Source organism: Nonomuraea sp. NPDC049709 (assembly GCF_040674815.1).
GTDB lineage: Bacteria > Actinomycetota > Actinomycetes > Streptosporangiales > Streptosporangiaceae > Nonomuraea.
On the sequence record NZ_JBFANM010000019.1, the window covers coordinates 1 to 21,156 of the forward strand.

Sequence of the window (21,156 nt, forward strand, 5' to 3'; positions counted from 1 at the left end):
CCCGAGCCGGCCGGGCGCGCCGCCGTGCTGGCGGGAAGCTGCTCGGCCCGTACGCTCCAGCAGGTCGACGCCATGATCCAGGCGGGCAGGCCGGCCCACCGGCTCGACGCGCTGGCCGACCAGGACGAGGAGTCGCTCGCCAGGCACGCCCTGGCCTGGTACGACGCCCTGGACGGGACGGCGGGAGCACCCTTGATCTACTCGTCGCTGGAGCCGGCGGCGCTGCGCCGCGTACAGGAGGCCCTGGGCACCGAGCGGTCGGCCGCCATCCTGGAGTCGGCCACCGGCCGGATCGCGCGCGGGCTGGTCGAGCGCGGCGTCACCCGCGTGATCTCGGCCGGCGGCGAGACCTCGGGCGCCGTCGTCAGCGCGCTCGGCGTGCCCGGCGGCGTGATCGGGGCGGAGGCGGCGCGCGGCGTGCCCTGGATCTTCACCCCGTCCGGCCTCGCGCTGCTGCTGAAGTCCGGCAACTTCGGCGAGCCCGACCTGCTGCTGGAGGCCTCCCGATGAACGGCGCACCCCCGACTGCTGGAGGTCTCGCGGTGAACGGCGAACGTCGACTGCCGGCGGTCTCGCGATGAACGGGGAACGCGACGCGATCATCGCCGCCGCGCGGTCGCTGTTCGGGCGCGGCCTCACCCACGGCAGCACCGGCAACCTGTCCGTACGCGTCGGCGAGCACATCCTCGTCACGCCGACCGGGTCGAGCCTGGGCACCGTCGAGGCCGACGAGCTGTCGCTGATCGACCGGAGCGGCGCCCACATGGGCGGTCCCAAGCCGTCCAAGGAGGCGTTCCTGCACGCCGCCCTCCTGCGCGCCAGGCCCGCGGCGAACGCCGTCGTGCACACGCACTCCACGTACGCCGCCGCCGTGTCGTGCATGGACGGCCTCGACCCGGACGACGCCCTGCCACCGCTGACGGCCTACTTCGCGATGCGCGTGGGCCGGCTGCCGCTGCTGCCGTACTTCGCGCCCGGCGACCAGCGCCTGGAACCGGCCGCCGAGGAGATGGCACGCACGCACTCGGCCCTGCTGCTCAGCAACCACGGCCCCATCGTCGCCGGGGCGAGCCTCGGCGCGGCGCTGGACGCCATCGAGGAGCTGGAGGAGACGGCCAAGCTCTTCCTCCTCCTGCAGGGGCTGCCCACGCGCCCGCTCACCCCCGATCAGCGCCGGGCACTCGAACCTCGCCCAAGTCAATAACTGATCGTTACTCTGGCTCCATATTCGCCGTCACGGTTGGATTTTGGAGACCTTTATGGTGTTTCCCCCCAACGGGGCATTCCGTTGATGCCCCGGCTGATCCCCCGGCGTCCTTTCGACAGCGCGTTGGTCTGCGGTTTTCTGGGTGTGGCCGGCCTCCTCTGCCTTGCGGAGGCGGCCGGCCGGCTCGGGCTCATTTCCACCGTGCAATTCCCGCTCGCCTCGACCGTGCTGGTCACCGCCGCGGGACTGGCGGCCGATCCCGAATTCCTGCTCGACGTCGGCGCCACCTTCGCCGGGTGGGCGCTGGGGCTGCTGCTCACCGTGGCGCTGGCCGTACCGGCCGGGTTGCTGCTCGGCAGCGTGCCGGCGATCGAGGCGGCGCTGCGGCCGGTGATCGAGTTCCTGCGGCCCATCCCGTCCGTGGCGCTGATCCCGCTGGCGGCGTTCGTGTTCACCGAGCGGCTGGACATGAAGATCGCGGTGATCGTGTACGCCTCCACGTGGCCCATCCTGATCAACACCATGTACGGCCTCAGAGAGGTCGACCCCCTGGCCAAGGAGACCCTGCGGGCCTTCGGCTTCGGCCGGACGGCGGTGCTGTTACGGGTGTCGCTGCCGAGCACGGCGCCGTTCATCGCGACCGGGATCCGGGTGGCCGCCACGATCGCGCTCATCCTGGCCATCAGCACGGAACTGCTCGCGGGCGGGTCGAGCGGGATCGGCGCGTTCATCATCCTGGCCGGCAGCAGCCCCGACGGGCTCACGCTCACCGTGGCCGCCACCGTGTGGGCCGGGCTGCTCGGCATCACCACCAATGGCGCGTTCGTCTGGGCGGAGCGGCGGCTGTTCCGCTGGCACCCGGGTGTGGCCCGGTGATCGCCCGGCTGTCCGGGCTGTGGGTCGTGCCGCTCGTCCTCGTGGTGTGGGAGCTGGCCACGCGGGCCATGGAGCATCCCTTCTTCCCGCCGCCGTCGACGATCGCCGGCCAGATGCGCGAGCTCTGGTTCACCGGCTCGCCCGCCCGCCTCTGGCTGAACGACACCGCCCTGGCCAACTTCCCGCAGAGCCTGGGCCGGCTGCTGGCGGGCTGGGCCCTGTCGGGGGTGGCCGGCGTGACGGTCGGCGTGGCCCTCGGCCGTTCGCCGCTGCTCTACCGGTTTCTCGACCCGGTGATCCAGTTCGGCCGGGCGCTGCCGCCGCCGGCGCTGCTGCCGATGTTCCTGGCCCTGTTCTCGACGGGCACGCGCATGCAGATCGCCACGATCACGTTCGGGATCGTGTGGCCGGTGCTGTTCAACGCGGCGGACGGGGCGCGCGGCGTCGAGCCGCTGCACCTGGAGACGGCGCGGGTCTTCGGGCTCTCGCGGGGGCAGCGGCTGTTCCGGATCATCCTGCCGTCGGCCCTGCCCAAGATCTTCGCGGGGCTGCGGCTCAGCCTGTCGCTCGCGCTGATCCTCATGGTCATCGCGGAGTTCTTCAGCACCGAGGGCATCGGGTTCCAGCTGCGGGCCGCGCAGCGGGCGTTCGACCTGCCGGGGGTCTGGGGGGCGATCGTGCTGCTCGGCATATTGGGATATTTGCTGAATCAGGGATTTCTGTTCCTGGAGAAACGCGCGCTCGCTTGGCATGACGCCGCAAAAGGCCGGTGACCTTCCGGGGAATCGGGGTTAAGCTCAAGATCACGCCATTCCGAATACGTTTCTCCCCTCCAGGAGCGTACATGTCAGGTTTTCGGCGCCTCCTCGTTCTCGGCATCGCGGCCCTCATGGTCGCCGCTTGCGGCGGAGGAGGTGAATCGGGCGGGCAATCAGGCGGTTTGGAAAAGACCGATATCAGGATCGGAATGGTGCCGCTGCCCGAAGTCGCACCTATTCAGATCGCCATCGACAAGGGCTATTTCGCCGCCGAAGGGCTCAAGGTGGAGACGGAGACGATCGCGGGCGGCGGGGCGGCCATGCCCGACCTGATCTCCGGCAAGCTCGACTTCCTGCACAGCAACTACGTCTCCGCCCTGCTCGCCTCGGCCAGCGGCGTGGCCAAGATCAAGATCGTCGGCGACGCGTACGCGGCCAAGCCCGGCAACTTCCTGCTCATGACGAAGAAGGGCTCGCCGATCACCGAGCCGGCCCACCTCAAGGGCAGGACGGTCGGCGTCAACACCCTCAACAACGTGGCCACCCTCACCGTCAGCGCCCTGCTGAAGCCCGCCGGGCTGCGGCCGGAGGACGTCAAGTTCGTCGAGCGGCCGTTCCCCGAGATGGCCGGAGCGCTGGACAGCGGCCAGGTGGACGTCGCGTTCCTGCCCGAGCCGTTCCTCCAGGCGGCGGCGAAGACGCTCGGGGCGGTCGAGCTGATCGACCCGTTCACCGGCCCGACGGCCGACTTCCCGATCGCCGGCTACCTCACCACCGAGACCTTCGCCCAGCAGAGCCCGAAGGTCGTCGCGGCCTTCCAGCGGGCCCTGCGCAAGGCCGCGGAGCTGGCCGTCTCGAACCCGGCCGAGGTGGCCGCCGCGCTCGGCAAGTACACGAAGATCGACGCCGCCACGGCCGCCACGATGAAGCTCGGCGGCTTCTCCACCTCCGTCGACCCCGTGCGGGTGCAGCGCGTGGCGGACCTCATGCTCGAGTTCGGCTACCTGAAGCAGCGACTGGACGTCGCCCCGCTCCTGGCCGGCGGCGCCGCCTCCTGACCCCGCCAGGCCCGGCGGCCCCGCTATCCGAGCAACCCCCGCTGCCGGGCCGCGGCGGCGGCCTGGGTGCGGGTGGAGACCGACAGCTTGCCCAGGATGTTGGACACGTGCACGCTCACCGTCTTCTGCGCGATGAACAGCCGCTCCGCGATCTCCCGGTTGGTCAGCCCCTCCGCGACCAGCCGCAGCACCTCGACCTCCCGCGCCGTCAGCCCGCCGTCACCGTACCCGCTACTCTGCCCACCACTCTGCCCGCCGCCCTGCCGGCCACCACCGGCGCCACCACTCGTGCCACCGGCCCCGGCGAACCGGGCCCGCCGCCCGAACTCCTGCAGCGCGCTCTCCAGCGGCCCCGCCCGCAGCTTGCCCGCCGTCTCCCTGGCCAGCTCCCACTCCGCCTGCGCCGCCTCCCGGTCACCGGCCGCGAGCAGCGCCTCGGCCAGCCGCCACCGGGCCCGTGCCGTCTCGTAGACGAACCCGAAGTCGAACGCCTCGACCACCCGCCGCCACAGCTCCACGTCGAGCCGCCCGTGCACGCGCTGCCACTCGGCCTCCACCCGCAGCGCCCAGGCCCGCCCCTCGGGACCCATGTGCCCGCCCTCGCCCATGGGCCCGGCCTCGACCGCGAGCCGGGCGCGGGCGAGCAGCTCGTCGGCCCCCTCGGTGGTGCCCAGCTCGGCCAGCGCCCACAGCCCGATGGCGGCCGGCCGCAACACGCCCACGTCGCCCTCGATCAGCGGCGCCAGAGCCGCGCGCACGTGGTCGAGCGCCCCCGCCGGATCGCCGTGCCACAGGGAATGCTCGGCCGCCAGACCTCTGGACATGTAGACGGCCAGCTCATCGGACCAGAAGGGGCGCAGCCAGCTCAGCCGCCCCTCGACCGCCGGCAGGTCACGTGCGACCTCGATGAACAGGGCGAACGACGACAGGGTCGCCTCCTGCAGCGTGCCCACCCGCGCTCCGAAGCCGGCCGCCACCGACTCGGCCTGGTCCCACTCGCCGGCCACGTAGTGGATGAGGAAGCGCAGGAATCGCAGGTCGGTGCCGTAGGTGCTCCACTTGAGCCCGTTGCCGAGCGCCATGCGGATGCCGTCGTCGGCCACCTCGGCGGCCTGGGCCAGCAGGCCCTGCTCGTGGTGGATGCGGGCATGGTGGAATCGGGCCCGCAGATCCATGGCCAGGTCTCCAGAGGGCTCGGCCATGGCCGTCTCGACCAGCTCGTGGGCCCTGGCCACGTCGCCCCGGTGCTCGACGAAGGTGGCCAGCGTGAGCAGGGCGCCCACCTCGGCGTCCCTTGCGCCGGCCGCGCGGGCGGTCTCCAGGGCCCGCGCGCACATGGCCTCCACCTCCTGGTGCCGCGCCGTCCACAGCAGCGCGCGGGCGTAGGTGGCCAGGGCGCGGGCGAGCGCGACCTGGTCGTCGGCGCTCTCGACGGCCCGCTCGGCCGCCGCGACCGCGCCGGGCCGGTCGTCCATCTCGGACAGGTAGTAGGCGAGCCGCTCGCTCACCTCGGACGTCTGCGGCAGCGCGCGGAGCTGGACCACCGCCCGGTGGTTGTCACCGCTGTCGGCGGCCATGACCGCGCTGCGGAAGGCCAGCTCGGCCCGGCCCTCCCCGGCCAGCCGGGCCGCGTCGTCCACCCGGTCCCACAGGCCGAGCGCCCGGTCGTAGTGTCTGTGGGCCTCGGCGGGCGCCCCGACCCGCTCGGCCTCCCGGCCCGCCTCGACCGAGGCTGCCAGCGCCCCGGCCAGGTCGTGGCCCGCGAGATAGTGGTGCGCCAGCTCGGCCGGCGAGCTGAGCAGACGGGCGAAGGCGGCGTGCAGCCTGGTGCGCTCGCCGGGCAGCAGGTCGGTGTAGACGGCCTCCTGCAGCAGCGCGTGGCGGAAGGCGTAGCCGTAGCCGTGGACCTTGAGCAGGCCGCGCGAGACGATCTCCCTGACCGCCTCCTCGAACTCCGCCAGCGGCAGCCCCGACACCTCCCGCAGCAACTCGTCCTCCACCCGCCGGCCGGCCACGGCGGCGGCCCGCAGCACCCGCTGCCCGGCCTCGGAGAGCACCTCGACCCTGGACATCAGCAGGCTGGCCAGCCCGTCGGGCAGGCTGTCGCCCTCGGCCATGGCCGCGAACAGCTCCTCCGCGTAGAACGGGTTGCCGTCGGCGCGGGAGACGATGAGGCCGAGCCCCTGGGCGTCCACCTCGCCCAGGGTGGCGACGTAATCGGACATCTCGCCGGAGCCCAGCGGCCCCAGCTCCACGTTCGTCACCGTGGGCAGGCGCTTCAGCTCGGCCAGCACGGACCGCAGCGGATGGCGGCGGTGCAGGTCGTCGGTGCGGTAGGTGCCGACGACGCAGACGCGCTCGGTCTGCACCATGCGGCTGAGGAAGACCAGCAGGTCGCGGGTGGAGCGGTCGGCCCAGTGCAGGTCCTCGATCACGAACAGCACCGGCTGCACGTCGGCGAGCAGCCCGAGCAGCGAGCCGAACAGCCGCTGCTGGGTGAGCCCGGTCGAGGGCGCGCTCTCCGTGCCCGGCAGCAGCTGGCCGAGCATGGGATGGGCGGCGGCGGCCTCGCGCACGCCCGGCTCCGCGCCGCGCAGCGCGTCGGCCAGCGGCAGGTAGGGCAGCGCGTCACCGAGCTCGGCGCACTGGCCGACCAGCACGTTGAAGCCGCGCTCGCGGGCCTCGGCGGCCAGCTCGGTGATCAGCCGGGTCTTGCCGATCCCGGCGTCCCCGCCGACGAGCGCCACCCCGGCCACGCCGTCGGCGGCGGACTGGAGCACACGCGCGAGCCTGGCCAGCTCAGAGGAGCGCCCGACGAGAAGACCGTTCACGCCAGAAACTATGCCACGCCCCGCCGACATTCGATTGGTCCGGAAAATCGGCCCAAGATTGGCCTCCTTCGACATACCAACGCCATCCTACGCTGCTCTTTCGTGATACCTCCCACCACTTTCGTCCTCTTCGTGACGGCCTCGCTGGCCCTGGTGGTCATCCCCGGGCCGAACCACCTCTACATCACCGCCAGAGCGCTCGCACAGGGCCGGGCAGCGGGCCTGGCCAGCGCGTTCGGCGTGGAGTTCGGCACGCTCGTGCACATCGTGGCCGCCGCCGCGGGCCTGTCGTACCTGATCTCGCAGTCGGCGACGCTGTTCGCGATCGTCAAGTGGGCCGGCGTCGCCTACCTCGTCTACCTGGGCATCCGCGCGTTCACCGGCAAGGAGGCGGAGACCGGGCGGCCGGACCCGCAGCCGCTGCGCAAGGTGTTCCTCGAAGGCGTGCTGGTCAACCTGCTCAACCCCAAGGTGGCGCTGTTCTTCCTGGCGTTCCTGCCGCAGTTCGTGGACCCTGCCGCGGGCTCGCCCGCGCCGCAGGTCGCGGTGTTCGGCCTCACGCTGCTCCTCCTGGGGCTGCTCTCGGACCTCCTGTACGCCTTCACCGCCGGCGCCCTCGGCCACCGCCTCAACGGCGGGACCAGGACCCTCAGGTACGTGAGCGGCGTCGTCTACCTCGGCCTCGGCGTGGCCACGGCGTTCGCCGGGAGAAAATGAGCCCCATGGCCCCGAGGAAACAGCAGGAGATCTTCGATGCGACGTTGCGGCTGGTCGCCGAGAAGGGCTACGACGGGCTGACCGTCGAGGGGGTCGCCGAGCGCTCGGGCGTCAACAAGACGACGATCTACCGGTGGTGGCCGTCGAAGGCGGCGCTCCTCGGGGCGGCGCTGGTCGAGTCCGACGTGCTCGGCTTCGAGGCGCCCGACACGGGGAGCCTGCGCGGCGACCTGGTCGCGCTGGTCGAGGGCGTCAAACGGCTGCTGACCGAGCCGCCCGCCAGCGACATCGCCGTGGCCGCGCTGGCGGCCGCCGTACGCCATCCCGAGCTGGACGCGCGGCGCTTCTTCGCCGACCGGTTCGCCAGGGAGCGGGAGATCTTCGAGCGCGCGGTCCACCGGGGCGAGCTCAACGAGTCCGTCGACCCGATGCTGATCGTCGACCTGCTGGCCGGGGCCGTGTGGATGCGGGCGGTCTTCAGGGGCCTGCGGCTGAGCGACGACTTCCCCGTCGAGTCGGTCTCGGCCCTGCTGGACGGCGTCTAGTGCTGGACTGCCCGCGCACGCGGCCCCCGGAGGCTCCGGACCCTATCCGGCCGACTACGAGACCACCCTGCGCCTGCCCCGCCACACCGTCTACCGGCCCGCGGTCCTGCCCACCGGAGTGCAGCTGCCCATCGTGGCCTGGGGCAACGGCGCCTGCCGGGCCGACGGCACCTGGTTCGAGAACTTCCTCAAGGAGCTGGCCTCCCACGGCTTCCTGGTGATCGCCAACGGTCGCCCCGGCGGCACCGGCACCACCGACGCGGAGATGCTGCTCGACGCCATTGACTGGGCGATCGCCGAGAACAGCCGCCTCACCAGCCGGCTCCGTGGCCGCATCGACACCACGAGGATCGCGGTGATGGGGCAGTCGTGCGGCGGGCTGGAGGCGTACGAGGTGTCGGACGACCCGCGCGTCACCACCACCGGCATCGGGAAAAGCGGTTTCATGAGCGCGGCGGACAAGATCCAGCTCTCCCGCCTGCACGCGCCGATCGGCTACTTCATCGGCGGGCCCGGCGACATCGCCTACCAGAACGCGATCGACGACTGGAACCGCCTGCCCGCGGGGCTGCCCGCGTTCATGGGGAACCTGGACGTGGGACATTTCGGCACCTACTCCCAGCCCAACGGTGGCGAGTTCGGGCGGGTCGGGGCGGCCTGGCTGAAGTGGCAGCTCAAGGGTGACGCCGCGGCCGAGGCGATGTTCGTCGGCACCGGCTGCGGGCTGTGCTCCGGCCCGTGGCAGGTGATGCGCAAGAACCTGAGCTAGAGCGCCTCCGCCAGCGCGGCCGGGATGCGGTCGAGGACCGGGTGCGGCACCAGCCCGTACGCGTAGAAGTCCACCGCCAGCGCCCCGGCCGCCTTGGCGCCGCGCGCCTTGGCCACCAGCCGGTCGGCGGAGTCGCTGTCGGGGTAGCCGGGCCGCAGCACGGCCCGCACCTCGCGGTCCTTGCCCACGGACCGCAGGTAGGCCCCCACGTCGTCGGCCACCCGCGCCGCGTCACGCGCGTAGGCCAGCACCCCGAACGCGGGCACGAGGTCCCCCAGCGCCACCAGGTCCACCCCGAGCTGCCAGGCGTCGTGCGCGGCCAGGCCGGGCGTGGGCAGGCCGTCGGTGTAGCCCTTGACCGCCCCCGTCGAGTCGATGAACACCAGCTTGGAGCCCTCCTCGGCCACCGCCGAGGACACCTCCGACACCAGCGTGGTGACCGTCTCGGAGCGCGCGCGGGCGTAGGCCACGACCTCGGGGCCCGCGTACGCGGTCAGCGCCGCCCTGGTCACCTCGCCCTGCGCCGGCGGGTCACCGTCGAACACGCCGCCCACGATCCTGGCGCATTCGTCGCGCGCCACCTCGGCGTTCACGCCCAGGTCGGTGGCCCGGCGCATGCAGTAGTCGCAGAAGCAGAGCCCGAACAGGTAGGCGTCCATCGGCCCCAGCGGCACGAACGAGCGCTGCGGCTTGAGCGGCCTGAAGTGCAGCGACTCGGCCACCACGCTGTCCATTCCGAGCCTGGCCACCGCCCTGGCCAGCGCGACGGCGTAGACGCGCACGTCGGGATGGGCCGGGCACAGGTCGGTGAGCGAGCCGCGGTCGCCGAAGCAGTCGCGTACGGTCACGTCCGGATGTTCGGTGCCGATCGTGGCGTTGCGCAGGAAAACCGTCCATCCGTGCAGCTTCATCGACCGCTTCGCACAAGCCTCGCGAACCCCGTCGAGAGCGTCCGGATAACCGGGCACGGGCGAGAGCCGGAGCCCGTCGAACAGCTCGGGCGGCGGGGTGAAGTGGGCCCCGTCGTGACGGAGGGTCAGCCTGGACAGCCCGTGCGGGGTGACGTCGCGGGAGGCGTGGTGCACGGCGCCCACGGTGACGCCCGACACGCCGTAACCGCTGATCCTGTCGAGCACCCGCTCGACGCCCTCGCCGCGCAGGTCCTCGACGAAGACGTACACCGAACTGTCCACAAGCAGACCTTAAGCGCTCTTGTACGCGACGAAGTCGATCTCCACCAGGATGTCCATCAGCTCCGAGCCCACCGTCGTCCGCACGGGGTACGGCTGGCTGAAATACGACTTGTACACCTCGTTGTACGCGGCGAAGTCACGCTTGAGGTGCTGCAGGTGGACGGTGGACTTGATCACGTCGTCGAAACCCAGGCCGTGGGCCGCGAGGATGGCCCCCAGGTTGCGCATGACCTGGTGCGTCTGGGTGGCGACATCGTCGCCGACGACCTCACCGGTGTGCGGGTCGAGGGGGCCCATTCCGGAGGTGTAGACGAAGTCGCCCACCACGAGCCCCTGCGAGTAGGCGCCGACCGGAGCGGCGCCTTCCGTGGTCCTGAGCTCCTTTTTCACGGAATCTCCCTAGAAATAGGTGTTTATGGTGCCCACGACACGGTAGTCCCGATCGACCACCGGGAGCACCCGCCATTTGTCGAAGGCCGTACACGGATGGGAGATGCCGAAAGCCAGCAGGTCACCCGGCTTGAGCCCGGCTGCCCGCACCACGGTGTGCTGATCCTGCATCTTCATGATCGTGACCCCGCCACGGCGCGGGATCGGCAGCCCCTCGTCGTAGGGCGCGTCCCGCTTGCCCATGCCCACGACGGCCAGCTCCGGCTCGGGGGTGGACAGCACATGCGCCCACACCTCCAGCGCCGGGCGCAGCTCGCCGTCGATGCGGTTGAACGGGGTGCGCTCCCGGTAGTAGCCGTCGTCGTGGGTGACGTAGGCGCCGCTGCGCAGCAGGATCCTGGCCTGCGTGGCGGCGAGCTCGCGCCCGATCACGTCGAACCACTGGCTGCCGCCCACGCTCAGGATGGGGTTCCGGACGCGGACGTATTCGACGGCTTCCTGCAACAGATCCAGATATTTCCGGACCTCTTCGCTGGTCTTGAGCGCGCCCTCGTACCCGGCGACCCCGGCCAGCTCGACCCCCGGCGTCGCCTGCGCGTAGGAGGCCACCTCCAGCAGCTCGTCGAGCGTCCTGCACCCGGCCCGCCCGCCCTCGTGCCCCAGCTCCACCAGCACCCGGAACGGCCGCTCACCCGCGTGCCCGGCCAGGATGTCGACCCCGGCCCTGGAGTCGGCGAAGCTCAGGAACTCGAACTCCGGATCCCGCTCCAGCTCGCGGGCGGCCCAGGCCAGCCCCACCGGATCGACGACCTGGTTGGCCACCATGATCCGGCCGGCGCCGAAGCCCCTGACCGTCTCCGCCTGCCGCGGCGTCGCGACGGTGAGCCCCCAGGCGCCGGCGTCGAGCTGCAGCGCGGCGATCTCGGGGGACATGTGGGTCTTGGCGTGGGGCGCCAGCTCCATGCCGTGATCGCGGACGAAGGCCGCCATCGTGGCGACGTTGTGCTCCAGCGCGTCCCGGTGCACCACCATCGCGGGAAATTCGAGCCCGCCGTCGAAGACCGACTGACCGAGGATCGCCGGCACAACACCCCCTTCGTCCGCGTCCGACCTTATCCCAACATCTCGGCTCGTCAGGGGCTCACGGCCGGAGTGCGCGCCCGGGTGTGGCCCCGGTGAGCTCGCCGTTCGCCAGCACGCGTACGCCGGTCACGACCACGTCGTCGACCCCTTCGGCGAGTGCGCGCGGGGCCGGGTAGGTGGCCAGGTCGCCGACGGTGGCCGGGTCGATCACCACCACGTCGGCCGCGAACCCGCCCCGCAGCAGCCCCCGGTCCGCCAGCCCGAACCGCCGGGCCGGGTGCGTGGACAGGTGCGTCACGGCCTGCTCCCAGGTCCAGTCCGCCAGCTCCCTGACGTGCCGGCCGAGGAACCTGGCGAACGCCCCGAACCCGCGCGGATGCGGATGGCCGCCCACATAGATGCCGTCGGAGCCGCCGGTCTGCGAGGGGTGGCGGAGCATCCGGCGTACGGACTCCTCGCCCTGCGGGCCCTCGTCGGGACGGGCGGAGACGACCCCCGCCTCCAGCCGCGTCTCCGTCAGGAGGCGGCGGCAGAACTCGGCCGGCGCCACTCCCGCCCGCTCGGCCGCCGCGACCATGGTCAGCCCCTCGGCCCACTCCAGGCCCGGCGCGTGCGAGACCGTCAGCCGGGGCCAGGTGGCCTCCAGCGTCGGCCACCACTCGTCCAGCGCGTCCGAGGCGATCATCTCCAGGGCGGGGCCGGGCTCGGCGCCGGGCACGGACGGCGGCAGCACGACCATCGCCAGGATCGTGTTGCCGCGCAGGTAGGGGTAGGTGTCGAAGCTCAGGTCCACGCCCTTGCCGAGTGCCCCGTCGACCAGCGGCAGCAGCACGTCGGCGGGCCCGTGCAGGTGTGAGACGTGCACGGCGGCGCGCGAGCGCTCGGCGATGTCCACGACCTCGGCCATCCCCACCCCGGCCCGCTGGCCGTAGGCGCGCATGTGGGTGACGTACGGGAGCCCGCCGAGCGGGGCGCACAGGGCGGCCAGCTCCTCGGCGTCGGCATAGCGGCCGGGCAGGTATTCGAGCCCGCTCGACAGCCCCACCGCGCCCTCCGACAGCCCCCGCTCAACGTGGCGCAGCATCTTCGCCAGGTCGCCGGGCGAGGCCGGATCGGGCGAGGGGCCCATGACGTCGTAGCGGATGGTGCCGTGGGGCAGCAGGTAGGCGGTGTTCACGGCCACCGCCCGGTCGTAACCGGTCAGCAGCTCGCCGACGGTCAGCGGCCCCTCGGTCAGCGCCCCGTTGACGGCGGCGAAGTATCGGGAGGCGTAGGCGACGGTCGCGGCCGAGCCGGGCGCGAAGGACAGCCCGTCCTGCCCGAGCACGAACGTGGTCACCCCCTGCCGCAGCGCCGCCCGCTGCACGTCCGGGTCGAACACGGCCGCGTCGCCATGGGCGTGGCAGTCCACGAAGCCGGGCGCGACGAGCCGCCCGGTCGCGTCGATCACGCTGCCCGCCTCCGCGCCGTCCAGCCGGCCGACCGCCGCGACCCGATCGCCCGAGATCGCCACGTCCGCGCGGTACGGCGGGGCGCCCGTCCCGTCGAGCACCCGGCCGCCGCTGATGACTACGTCGAACCTCACCCCTGGATTCAATCAGAGACGCGACTGGGCACCGGAGGACACTGCGCGGTGTCGCCCACCGGCCGCTGCGCCAGCAGGTCACGGGCCTGGGAGCGAGCCAGGTTCCAGCCGTTCCAGGGATCGGGGCGGTCCAGCCCGTTGGCCTCGACCACGGCCGCCAGCACGCAGCTGCGCTGCGGCTCCGGCAGCCGGTCGAGGGCCGGCACCGCCTCCGCGCCGAGGTCGCCGAGGTAGTCGGAGTCCATCTTGGCCGGGCCGCGCACCTCGACCTGCGTCTGCGCGACCTGCAGATCGGGGTTGACGATCGCGAACGCGCCCAGCCCCAGCCCGGTGACCAGCACGATCGTACGGGGCAGCCAGCCGGAGCCGCGCCCCGTGAACCGCGCCGCGCCCGCCAGCAGCACCAGCGCGAACAGCGCGCCCAGCCACCACACCGCGGCCTGCACGGACAGGCGCAGCCGGGACAGGCCGTAGGCGTCGGTGTAGAGGTTCATCCGGTGCAGGGCCGAGGCCAGCACCACCATGGTCAGCCCGCACAGCACGCCCAGCAGGGCGGCCAGCATCCAGCGCTCCCGCCGATCCACCTTGAGCAGCCCGGCGGCCACCGCCACGATGCCCAGCACGAACACGCTGACCACCACGAGCTGGAAGAACCCCTGCCTGGCGTACTCGGCGTAGGTCAGCCCCGCCGTCCTCAGCACCAGGGTGTCGCCGCCGAACAGCGCCGTGATCTGCACCGCCACGAACGAGGCGAACAGCAGGTTCACCGCCGTCAGCGGCACCATCCAGATGCTCCTGCTCACCGCGAACTTCGTGTCGGGCCCCACGGGGTCCACGACCGGCCTGAGCGCGACCAGCACCACCGCGGCCAGCAGCACCGCGAACAGCACGAACAGGAAGATCCGCACCGGTGCCGACTCCGCCCAGTCCGGCGCGGTGGTCAGCCGCTCCACGTACGACGCGAACACCGCGTCCGCCGAGGCGAACAGCAACCCGAACACCAGCAGCAGCACCGCCGTGATGCCCAGCGCGGCCAGCATCGGCAGCACCCGCCGGCGGGCCGTCAGCCGCTTCACCGGCTGGGCCAGGAACCACGGCACCGGTCCGAGCGCGAGCGCGACGGACACGCCGCCCCTGATCACGCCCAGCCAGCCGGCGCCCGCGCCGGAGACCGCCAGCGCGCCCAGCCCGGCCCCCGCCACGAGCAGGATCGCGACCAGCCAGTCGGCATCGCGCACCGCCGCCATGGACATCAGCCAGTACGCCGTCACCCCGAACGCCACCGTCCACGGCGTCATCCGCCGCAGCACGGCCGGCAGCGCCGCGGCGCCGAGCACCATCGCGACCAGCACGATCCCCAGCCCGATCTGCGCCTCGGGCAGCGCCACCGCCGCGAACACCCCCGCCCCCGCCGCCGCCGGCAGCAGCCACCGGGGCGGCTCGGGCAGCTCGGGCCGGGGGAAAAGCGGCGGCGGCACGTAGGGCGGCACCGGTCCCGCCTGTCCCCGGTACGGCTCCGCCCCCTGGTACGCCGCGACCGCCGCCCGCCTGCCCGTGCCCGCTCCCATGGCCGCACCGACAGCGCCCATGACGGCGGTGCACATGACCAGCGTGACGAGGGCGGCCGCGTCGCCGATGGTCACGCTGGCGAACACGGCCGCGAACATGCCCACCAGGAACCCGATCAGCAGCCCGATGACCCCACCCCCCAGCATCCTGGCCAGCCTCCCGGCATCGGACGGCTCCGCCGCCCCATACCCACCCCCACCAGCCTGCGCTCCAGCCCGCCCCACACCCGGCCGCCCCACACCCGTACCGGCCCCCGAGACCAGGACCCCCGCAGCCGCAGCCGCGGGACCGTGCGCACCCTCCGCTCCCAGCGCCGCAGCAGCCGCCACGCCCGCCGGAACACCCTGACCGTCCCCAGCCGCGGCACTCCGAGCAGGCACCGGCACGGCGGCCGCCCCGTCGACCAACGGCCACCCGCTTGCCGCACCGGGCGCACCCGCCGCACGACCACCCGCCTCAGCGCCGCCTACCGTTGCGCCGCTCGCCGCCACCCCGCTGGCCGCAGGACCGGATCCAGCCGCGCCGCTACCGGCCGCAGCCAGCTCGGGCGTGCCACTCATCACAGCGTCGCTTTCCGCAGCGCCCGCCGCCGCAGCACCCGCCAGCGGAGCAGCCGCCTCCGCAGCATCGCCTGCCACGGCACCGCTCCCCGCAGCGCCACTCACCGAAGCGCCCATTCCCACAGCGCCGCTCCCCGCAGCAGCGCTCGCCGCAGCGCCACCCCCCACAGCGCCACCCGCCACCGCACCGCTCCCCACCGCACCGCTCCCCACCGCGCCGCTCGCCGCAGGGCCCGACCCCGGCGCGCCGCTCCCGGCCGAGGCGAGGTCCGGCGCGCCAGCCCCCGGGGACGCGAGCCCGATGAGGGCCGTCAGCCCGGCCGGAAGGTCGGCCGGACCGGCAGGAAGGCCGGACGCGTGACCGGCCGGAAGGTCCGCCGGATGACCGGCCGGAAGGTCCGCAGAGCGACCGGCAGCGCCATCCCCAGGGGTCCCCGAGGCCGCAGGGGTCGCGTCAGCAGCCGCGTCCACGGGCGCCTCCGCACCCAGCGCCTCGCCGGCACCCCCCTGTTCCACCCGCGCGTCCTCCCCCGAACCACCGCGCTCACCCTCTAATGGCACGTCCGCCATCGTCGTCCTCCCTGGTAGATCGACGACCATCCGGCACCCGGCACAGTCATCGATACGAACGAAACCCCCGTGCAGCTCGACGATCTCCTTCACGATGGCCAGCCCCAGCCCCGCACCCCCGGAGTCGGCCGCCCGTCCCGCGTCCAGCCGGGAGAAGCGCTCGAACACGCGCCCCCTGGCCGACGCCGGGATCCCCGGCCCCTGGTCGGAGACCGTGAGCCGCACCCCGGCCCCCGAAGGCTCGCCGAGAACGGTCACCACCCCGGACGGGGGGCTGTGCCGGACGGCGTTGTCGAGGAGGTTCGCCAGCACCTGCGCCAGCAGGTCGGGGTCGGCCCGCACCACCAGGTCGGCCGGCACGGACGGCCGGATGGCCACGTCCTCGCGCGCCATCGACGCCTCCAGGACGGCCTGCTCGATCAGCGGCGCCAGCTCGACGGCCTCGGCCTCGATCAGCCGCACGCCGGAGTCCAGCCGCGACAGGTCCAGGAGCTGGGCGACGAGCCGGCCGAGCCGCTCGGTCTGGGCGAGGGCGGTGCGCATCGTGACGGGGTCGGCCGCCGAGACGCCGTCCACGACGTTCTCCAGCACGGCCCGCAGCCCGGTGATGGGGGTACGCAGCTCGTGGCTGACGTTCGCGACGAGCTCGCGCCGCTGCCGGTCCACCTCGCCCAGGTCGGCCGCCATCGCGTTGAACGCCCTGGCCAGCTCCCCCACTTCGTCCCGCGAGGTGGCGCTCACGCGCAGGGTGTAGCTGCCCTTGGCGATCGTCTGGGCGGCGCTGGCCATCTGGCGCAGCGGCTTGGTCATGCCCATGGCCAGCACCTGCACCATGATCAGGGCCAGGATGACCGCGACCGCGATGCGGACCTCGCGGGAGAAGCCGGAGTTGATGCCGACCTCGTTCACCACGAACGCCGTCCCCACGGCCAGCACGATCACGATGCCGAGCTTGACCTTGATCCGGCCGAGGAAGTCGAGAGGATTCATCGCCGCACCAGCGCGTAGCCGACGCCGTGCACCGTGCGCACCACGTCGGAGCCCAGCTTGCGGCGCAGCGCCCGGACGTGGCTGTCCACCGTCCTGGTCGCCGCGGCCTCGGAGAAGCCCCACACGTCGGACAGCAGCCGGTCACGCTCGAAGACCTGCCCGGGCCGCTCGGCCAGGCGACGCAGCAGGTCGAACTCGGTCCTGGTGAGCTGGGCCTCCACCCCGCGCACGAACACGCGGCGGGCCGCCGTGTCGATCTCGACCTCGCCCACCCTGATCACCGTGTCCTCGGCCGCGAGCTGGGCCGCCCGCTCCACCCGGCGCAGCAACGCGTGGATCCTGGCGACCAGCTCGCGCATGCTGAACGGCTTGGCCAGGTAGTCGTCCGCCCCGACCCCGAGCCCGACGAGCACGTCGGTCTCCTCGCCGAGCGCGGTCAGCATCAGTACGGGCACCGGCCTGGCCGCCTGCATCCTGCGGCACACCTCTAATCCGTCGAGGCCGGGCAGCAACCGGTCGAGGATCACCAGATCCGGTTCGGCGTTGCCGTACTGGACGAGGGCGTCCTGCCCGTCGCCCGCCACCCTGACGTCGAAACCCTCGGCGGCCAGCCGGTTCCGTACGGCCAAGGCGATCGTCACATCGTCCTCGACCACGAGGATGCGTCGCTGCTCTGCCACGTACGAAAGACTAGAAGCGCCCTGTGCAGACGACACCCCTAAATTCGTGCACATACCGTGCAGACTGGCCTGATGAACACCGCCGGCTACCTCCGCCGTCTCGGCCTGCCCAGGCTGCTCAACGCCCCCGCGAACGCGGAGAACCTGCGCGCCCTGCATGTCGCGCACGTCGAGAAGGTCGCGTACGAGGCGCTGGAGATCTGGCTCGGCCGGCCCACGACCGTGGACCCCGTCGAGTCCGCCGAGCGGATCATCCGGGGTCGCGGCGGCTACTGCTACCACCTCAACGGCGCGTTCTCGGAGCTGGCCAGGTCCCTGGGCTACGAGGTGACCAGGCATTCCGGCGGCGTGCAGATCCGGGGCGGGGAGGCCGGCGTCTCCGGGAACCACCTCGTGCTCACCGCGCGCGGCCTGCCCTCCGACGACAATCCGGGCGGCGAGTGGCTGGTCGACGTCGGGCTCGGCGACGCGCTGCACGAGCCGCTGCCGCTGGTCGCCGGCACGTACCGGCAGGGCCCGTTCGAGTACGTCCTGCGCCCGTCGGAGGCCGCGCCCGGCGGCTGGCGGTTCGACCACGAGGAGAGCGGCGGGTTCGTCGGCATGGACTTCGTCCGGACGCCGGTGGAGATGTCAGCGTTCGCCGACATGCACCACCACCTGACCACGTCCGCGACCTCGGGATTCGTGCGCGTGGCCGCGGTGCACCGGCGGGACGCGTACGGGGTGGACAGCCTGCGGGGGCTCCGCCTGACCCGCCGGGGGCGGAGCACGCAGTCGGTGACCTTGAGCACGTCGCGTGACTACTACGCGGCGCTGGCGGACATCTTCCTGCTGCCGCTCGACGACGTGAGCGACGGGGAGAAGGACAAGCTCTGGCGCAAGGTGTACGAGGCTCACGAAAGCTGGTCGGCAGGCGGCTCCACGTGATGGCCCCGGCCGCCGTCCGGGCGCTATCGTGCACCTCGAAATGGGTGAGACCAGGAAGCTGAACGGTCGCTACCGGCTGCTGAACCCCCTGGGCACGGGGTCCGTACGCCTGGCCTTCGACGAGAGGGAGCACCGCGACGTCGCGGTCAGGGAGTTGCGGGTGCCCCCGGAGCTGCGCGACGCGGCCCTGTCCGAGGCGCGCCGGGCCACCGGGCTGCGGCACGCGTATGTCGTGCGGGTGCTGGACGTGCTGGTCGAGGACGGTGTGCCCTGGCTGGTCATGGAGTTCGTCTCCGGGGCCTCCCTGGAGCAGACCGTACGCGCCCACCGCCCGCTGCCCGTCCCGCAGGCGGCCAGGATCGGCGTCTGCGTCCTGGGGGCCCTGACCGCCGCGCACGAGGCGGGCATCGTGCACGGGCGGGTCGATCCCGGCAACGTGCTCCTCACCACGACCGGCCGGGCGATGCTCACCGGGTTCGGGTTCCCCAGCCTCAGCATGTTGCCGACCGCCGATCTGTGGTCGCTGGCCGCCACGCTGCACTTCGCGGTCGAGGGCCGCCCGCCCGGGCAGGTCCCGGCCGGAGGGTCCGACCCGTTCAGGTCGCTGCTGAGGGCGATGCTGCATCCGATGGGGCCGCCGCCGATGGAGGTGGTGCGCGAGACGCTCGACCGGCTGGCCGTGGACCGCCCGCTGGACGCGGTCGTCGCGGCGTCGGGCCCGCTGCCACCCTCCGAGGTGGCCGCGATCGGGCTGGCCGTGATCGACCGGCTCGCGGCGTGGGGCGAGTTCCACGGCGGGATCCAGCCGGGCAACGTCCTCATCGACTTCTCCGGGCGGGCCCGGCTCACGCCGCTGCTGAGGTCGGGAACGCTCCCGGCCTACACCGCGCCCGAGGGCGCCCCGACCCAGGCCGCCGATCTGTGGTCGCTCGGGGCCACGCTCTTCACCGCCGTCGAGGGCCGCCCGCCCGCGCCGGGCGCACCACTGACCAGGGCGGGTGCGCTGGCCCCTGTCCTGTTCCGGCTCCTGTCGGGCAATCCCGTGGAACGTCCCACGCTGGACGAGCTCCGCCGCGACCTGCTCGCGATCGTCGCCGAGCGGGCTTGACGGTCCGCGCAACAATTGCGATACATCGCGAGCGGAACCACAACGGTGTGTTCACACGTTGGACAGGGGACGCAGAATGTGGGAGAGGCGGGGCGTGCGCTCCGCGTTCGGAGGAAGTTGAGGATGTCGCCAGTCCAGAAGTACGCCATCGGCGCAGGCGCCGCGGTTCTGCTCTCGCTGATCTTCTTGCCCGGTTGGGTCACCTTGCTGGTCGTCCTCGGCGTGGTCGCCGCTCCGGTGGTCGGTTACCTGATGCTCGACCCGTCTCAGCGTGAGCGGCTCAAGAGGAGCCGCAGGCGAGGCATCGGCCACTGAGGCCGCCAGGCGGCGGGGGCCTCAGGCCTCCGCCGCGGCCAGCGCGGTCTGCACGCGCTGGGTCACCCTTCGCTCGACGTAGAAGGAGAGGAAGGGCACCGTGCCGCCGAGCATGACCCCGAGCATGTACGGCCACGTCCAGCGCGCCTTCATGCCCAGATTCATGACCGCGATCAGGTAGATCATGTAGAGCCCGCCGTGGATGGGGGCGATGACCTTCGACATGGCCGCCTCGCCGAAGCCGTAGCGCAGCACCATGCCCACGCAGAGCACGAGCAGCATGACGCCGACGACGTACGCGAGCACCCGGAAGGGCTTGAGAGCCGATTCCACCGTTAACCTTCCAGAACCATCTCAGGGGACGACTTGCCGCGGTCCCGATCCGCCCGCACGGCATCGCGTACGAAGTGGAACCACATGAAAACGGCGAATCCAGCGAAGATCCACCAGTTGGCGGCATAAGCCAGGTTACGCCAGGTGAGCGTGCCACCGGTGACCGGCGGCGCCACCTTGACCTGCGTCAGCGAGCCCGAGGCCGGCTGCGCCACGACATATCCGGTGCGCACCCGCTCCCCGCTCCACAGGTTGACCAGCTCGCCCGTGGACACCGTCTGCACCTGCCCGGCGGGCAGGCCCTCCGCGCGCCGCTGCACGCTGTCGGTGCCCTGCTGCGGCCGCAGCCGCCCGGCCAGCGCGACCCTGCCCTGCGGCACGGCCGCCACCGCGGGATCGTCGGCCTCGGCGACCCACCCGCGCACCACGGGGACGAGCGTGCCGTCGTCGAGCTTGAGCGGCGTGAGCACCCAGTAACCCTGGTCGCGCGAGACGTTGCCGCCGGGGGCGTCGACGTCGGCCTGCCGGTCGGCGACCAGGAGCTGGCGGCCGGCTTCGTAGACCCCCTCCGCCGTGACCCTGCGGCCCACCGCCTCGCCGTTCATCTGGACCCCCACCTGGGCGAGCGAGGCGACCGCGACGGGCGCGGGGTCAGTGGAGACGCGCGGCTTTCCCGAATCTTGGAAAACGCCGAGCTGCCACCGCCCGAGCATGATGAACGCGACGAGGACCCCGATCGTGAGCAGGTGCAGCCCCATGACGCGGGGAGAGAGCAGGGTCCTCAGCATGCCTCAAAGCTATCCGCCCGATGGGGCGGTCCCGCAATCAGCCCATCGCCTTAGATCCCGCCAAAAGCCGCAAACTTCGCAGGCGATCACGCTAGGCTGCTGGCCATGTCTGACCAGCATATAGACCCGGCGGGCAACACCCAGGCCTTCCGCGCGTTCGCCAACGCGCGCGAGCAGGAGGCCACGGCCAAGCCCAAGAAGTCGCCCCTCGTCCCCATCATCGCGGCCGTCGCCGTGATCGTGATCATCGGCGTCGCCGCCTTCCTGCTGCTCCGGTAACAGCCGACAGCTTCACCCGCCGCGG

At 72.4% G+C, this 21,156-nt stretch carries 21 protein-coding genes; 12 read left to right on the forward strand and 9 right to left on the reverse strand.

The features are described from left to right. The 5 genes from AB0J69_RS20345 to AB0J69_RS20365 all read left to right on the forward strand — a co-directional run. Positions 1-510: nucleotide-binding domain containing protein (locus AB0J69_RS20345; RefSeq protein ID WP_364119097.1), on the forward strand; the 510-nt coding region annotated here is incomplete at its 5' end. A 67-nt stretch (positions 511-577) separates the two neighbouring features. Next, positions 578-1,204: a 3-oxo-tetronate 4-phosphate decarboxylase gene (gene otnC / locus AB0J69_RS20350; RefSeq protein WP_364119098.1), complete on the forward strand. Its 627-nt coding sequence runs from the start codon at positions 578-580 to the stop codon at positions 1,202-1,204. A 204-nt stretch (positions 1,205-1,408) separates the two neighbouring features. Beyond that, complete coding sequence (locus tag AB0J69_RS20355) at positions 1,409-2,083, forward strand: ABC transporter permease subunit (protein ID WP_364119101.1); 675 nt, start codon at positions 1,409-1,411, stop codon at positions 2,081-2,083. Continuing rightward, positions 2,080-2,856 carry an ABC transporter permease gene (locus AB0J69_RS20360; RefSeq protein ID WP_364119103.1) on the forward strand — a complete coding sequence of 259 codons (777 nt, stop codon included), beginning with the start codon at positions 2,080-2,082 and terminating at the stop codon, positions 2,854-2,856. Before AB0J69_RS20355 ends, AB0J69_RS20360 begins: the two co-directional genes overlap by 4 nt. Positions 2,857-3,023: 167 nt before the next feature. After that, positions 3,024-3,899: an ABC transporter substrate-binding protein gene (locus AB0J69_RS20365; RefSeq protein WP_364119106.1), complete on the forward strand. Its 876-nt coding sequence runs from the start codon at positions 3,024-3,026 to the stop codon at positions 3,897-3,899. A gap of 23 nt (positions 3,900-3,922) precedes the next feature. Here AB0J69_RS20365 and AB0J69_RS20370 read toward each other — a convergent pair whose 3' ends face one another. Further along, positions 3,923-6,730 carry an AAA family ATPase gene (locus AB0J69_RS20370; RefSeq protein WP_364119109.1) on the reverse strand — a complete coding sequence of 936 codons (2,808 nt, stop codon included), beginning with the start codon at positions 6,728-6,730 and terminating at the stop codon, positions 3,923-3,925. A gap of 102 nt (positions 6,731-6,832) precedes the next feature. On the opposite strand from AB0J69_RS20370, the gene AB0J69_RS20375 reads away from it, so the two are divergent. The 3 genes from AB0J69_RS20375 to AB0J69_RS20385 all read left to right on the forward strand — a co-directional run bounded on the left by AB0J69_RS20375 (position 6,833) and on the right by AB0J69_RS20385 (position 8,761). Next, positions 6,833-7,447: a LysE family translocator gene (locus AB0J69_RS20375; RefSeq protein ID WP_364119112.1), complete on the forward strand. Its 615-nt coding sequence runs from the start codon at positions 6,833-6,835 to the stop codon at positions 7,445-7,447. A gap of 5 nt (positions 7,448-7,452) precedes the next feature. Next, positions 7,453-7,992 carry a TetR/AcrR family transcriptional regulator gene (locus tag AB0J69_RS20380; RefSeq protein WP_364119115.1) on the forward strand — a complete coding sequence of 180 codons (540 nt, stop codon included), beginning with the start codon at positions 7,453-7,455 and terminating at the stop codon, positions 7,990-7,992. A 118-nt stretch (positions 7,993-8,110) separates the two neighbouring features. Further along, on the forward strand, positions 8,111-8,761 hold the full coding sequence (locus AB0J69_RS20385) for an alpha/beta hydrolase (protein WP_364119118.1): 651 nt from the start codon (positions 8,111-8,113) through the stop codon (positions 8,759-8,761). On the opposite strand, the gene AB0J69_RS20390 is transcribed toward AB0J69_RS20385, so the two are convergent. The 6 genes from AB0J69_RS20390 to AB0J69_RS20415 are packed head-to-tail and all read right to left on the reverse strand — an operon-like array spanning position 8,758 to position 17,357. Beyond that, a complete protein-coding gene (locus AB0J69_RS20390) occupies positions 8,758-9,954 on the reverse strand; it encodes a hypothetical protein (protein WP_364119121.1) in 1,197 nt (398 codons plus the stop codon). The genes AB0J69_RS20385 and AB0J69_RS20390 overlap by 4 nt on opposite strands. A gap of 9 nt (positions 9,955-9,963) precedes the next feature. Then, positions 9,964-10,344 carry a Rid family detoxifying hydrolase gene (locus AB0J69_RS20395; RefSeq protein WP_364119124.1) on the reverse strand — a complete coding sequence of 127 codons (381 nt, stop codon included), beginning with the start codon at positions 10,342-10,344 and terminating at the stop codon, positions 9,964-9,966. A gap of 9 nt (positions 10,345-10,353) precedes the next feature. After that, positions 10,354-11,430, reverse strand: coding sequence for an alanine racemase (locus tag AB0J69_RS20400; protein WP_364119127.1), 1,077 nt, complete (start codon positions 11,428-11,430; stop codon positions 10,354-10,356). 55 nt (positions 11,431-11,485) lie between these two features. After that, positions 11,486-13,012, reverse strand: coding sequence for an amidohydrolase family protein (locus AB0J69_RS20405; protein ID WP_364119130.1), 1,527 nt, complete (start codon positions 13,010-13,012; stop codon positions 11,486-11,488). A gap of 8 nt (positions 13,013-13,020) precedes the next feature. Beyond that, positions 13,021-16,701, reverse strand: coding sequence for a DUF4153 domain-containing protein (locus tag AB0J69_RS20410; RefSeq protein ID WP_364119133.1), 3,681 nt, complete (start codon positions 16,699-16,701; stop codon positions 13,021-13,023). Further along, positions 16,698-17,357: a response regulator transcription factor gene (locus AB0J69_RS20415; protein WP_364119506.1), complete on the reverse strand. Its 660-nt coding sequence runs from the start codon at positions 17,355-17,357 to the stop codon at positions 16,698-16,700. The genes AB0J69_RS20410 and AB0J69_RS20415 overlap by 4 nt, the downstream gene beginning before the upstream one ends. 96 nt (positions 17,358-17,453) lie before the next feature. Between AB0J69_RS20415 and AB0J69_RS20420 the strand changes: the two genes are divergently transcribed. The 3 genes from AB0J69_RS20420 to AB0J69_RS20430 all read left to right on the forward strand — a co-directional run bounded on the left by AB0J69_RS20420 (position 17,454) and on the right by AB0J69_RS20430 (position 19,731). Then, positions 17,454-18,308: an arylamine N-acetyltransferase gene (locus tag AB0J69_RS20420; protein ID WP_364119136.1), complete on the forward strand. Its 855-nt coding sequence runs from the start codon at positions 17,454-17,456 to the stop codon at positions 18,306-18,308. A gap of 40 nt (positions 18,309-18,348) precedes the next feature. Beyond that, positions 18,349-19,416 (forward strand): protein kinase, encoded by a 1,068-nt coding sequence (locus AB0J69_RS20425; protein ID WP_364119139.1) that lies wholly within the window; start codon positions 18,349-18,351, stop codon positions 19,414-19,416. Positions 19,417-19,539: 123 nt separating this feature from the next. Next, positions 19,540-19,731, forward strand: a complete 192-nt coding sequence (locus AB0J69_RS20430) for a hypothetical protein (RefSeq protein WP_364119142.1) — start codon at positions 19,540-19,542, stop codon at positions 19,729-19,731. 21 nt (positions 19,732-19,752) lie between these two features. Here AB0J69_RS20430 and AB0J69_RS20435 read toward each other — a convergent pair whose 3' ends face one another. Together AB0J69_RS20435 and AB0J69_RS20440 are read right to left on the reverse strand one after the other, a co-directional pair. After that, a complete protein-coding gene (locus AB0J69_RS20435) occupies positions 19,753-20,064 on the reverse strand; it encodes a DUF3817 domain-containing protein (RefSeq protein ID WP_364119145.1) in 312 nt (103 codons plus the stop codon). A gap of 2 nt (positions 20,065-20,066) precedes the next feature. Then, positions 20,067-20,852 (reverse strand): SURF1 family protein, encoded by a 786-nt coding sequence (locus AB0J69_RS20440; protein ID WP_364119148.1) that lies wholly within the window; start codon positions 20,850-20,852, stop codon positions 20,067-20,069. 105 nt (positions 20,853-20,957) lie between these two features. Here AB0J69_RS20440 and AB0J69_RS20445 point away from each other — a divergent pair, with 105 nt between their 5' ends. Further along, positions 20,958-21,131 carry a hypothetical protein gene (locus AB0J69_RS20445; RefSeq protein ID WP_364119151.1) on the forward strand — a complete coding sequence of 58 codons (174 nt, stop codon included), beginning with the start codon at positions 20,958-20,960 and terminating at the stop codon, positions 21,129-21,131. Positions 21,132-21,156 lie beyond the last annotated feature (25 nt).

What these genes read in the sequence shown, in the direction of transcription:
- AB0J69_RS20380 (WP_364119115.1), top strand. Translation starts at nt 7,453, where the DNA reads ATGGCCCCGAGGAAACAGCAGGAGATCTTCGATGCGACGTTGCGGCTG.
- otnC (WP_364119098.1), top strand. Translation starts at nt 578, where the DNA reads ATGAACGGGGAACGCGACGCGATCATCGCCGCCGCGCGGTCGCTGTTC.
- AB0J69_RS20410 (WP_364119133.1), bottom strand. Translation starts at nt 16,701, where the DNA reads ATGAATCCTCTCGACTTCCTCGGCCGGATCAAGGTCAAGCTCGGCATC.
- AB0J69_RS20445 (WP_364119151.1), top strand. Translation starts at nt 20,958, where the DNA reads ATGTCTGACCAGCATATAGACCCGGCGGGCAACACCCAGGCCTTCCGC.
- AB0J69_RS20425 (WP_364119139.1), top strand. Translation starts at nt 18,349, where the DNA reads ATGGGTGAGACCAGGAAGCTGAACGGTCGCTACCGGCTGCTGAACCCC.
- AB0J69_RS20440 (WP_364119148.1), bottom strand. Translation starts at nt 20,852, where the DNA reads ATGCTGAGGACCCTGCTCTCTCCCCGCGTCATGGGGCTGCACCTGCTC.
- AB0J69_RS20430 (WP_364119142.1), top strand. Translation starts at nt 19,540, where the DNA reads ATGTCGCCAGTCCAGAAGTACGCCATCGGCGCAGGCGCCGCGGTTCTG.
- AB0J69_RS20420 (WP_364119136.1), top strand. Translation starts at nt 17,454, where the DNA reads ATGAACACCGCCGGCTACCTCCGCCGTCTCGGCCTGCCCAGGCTGCTC.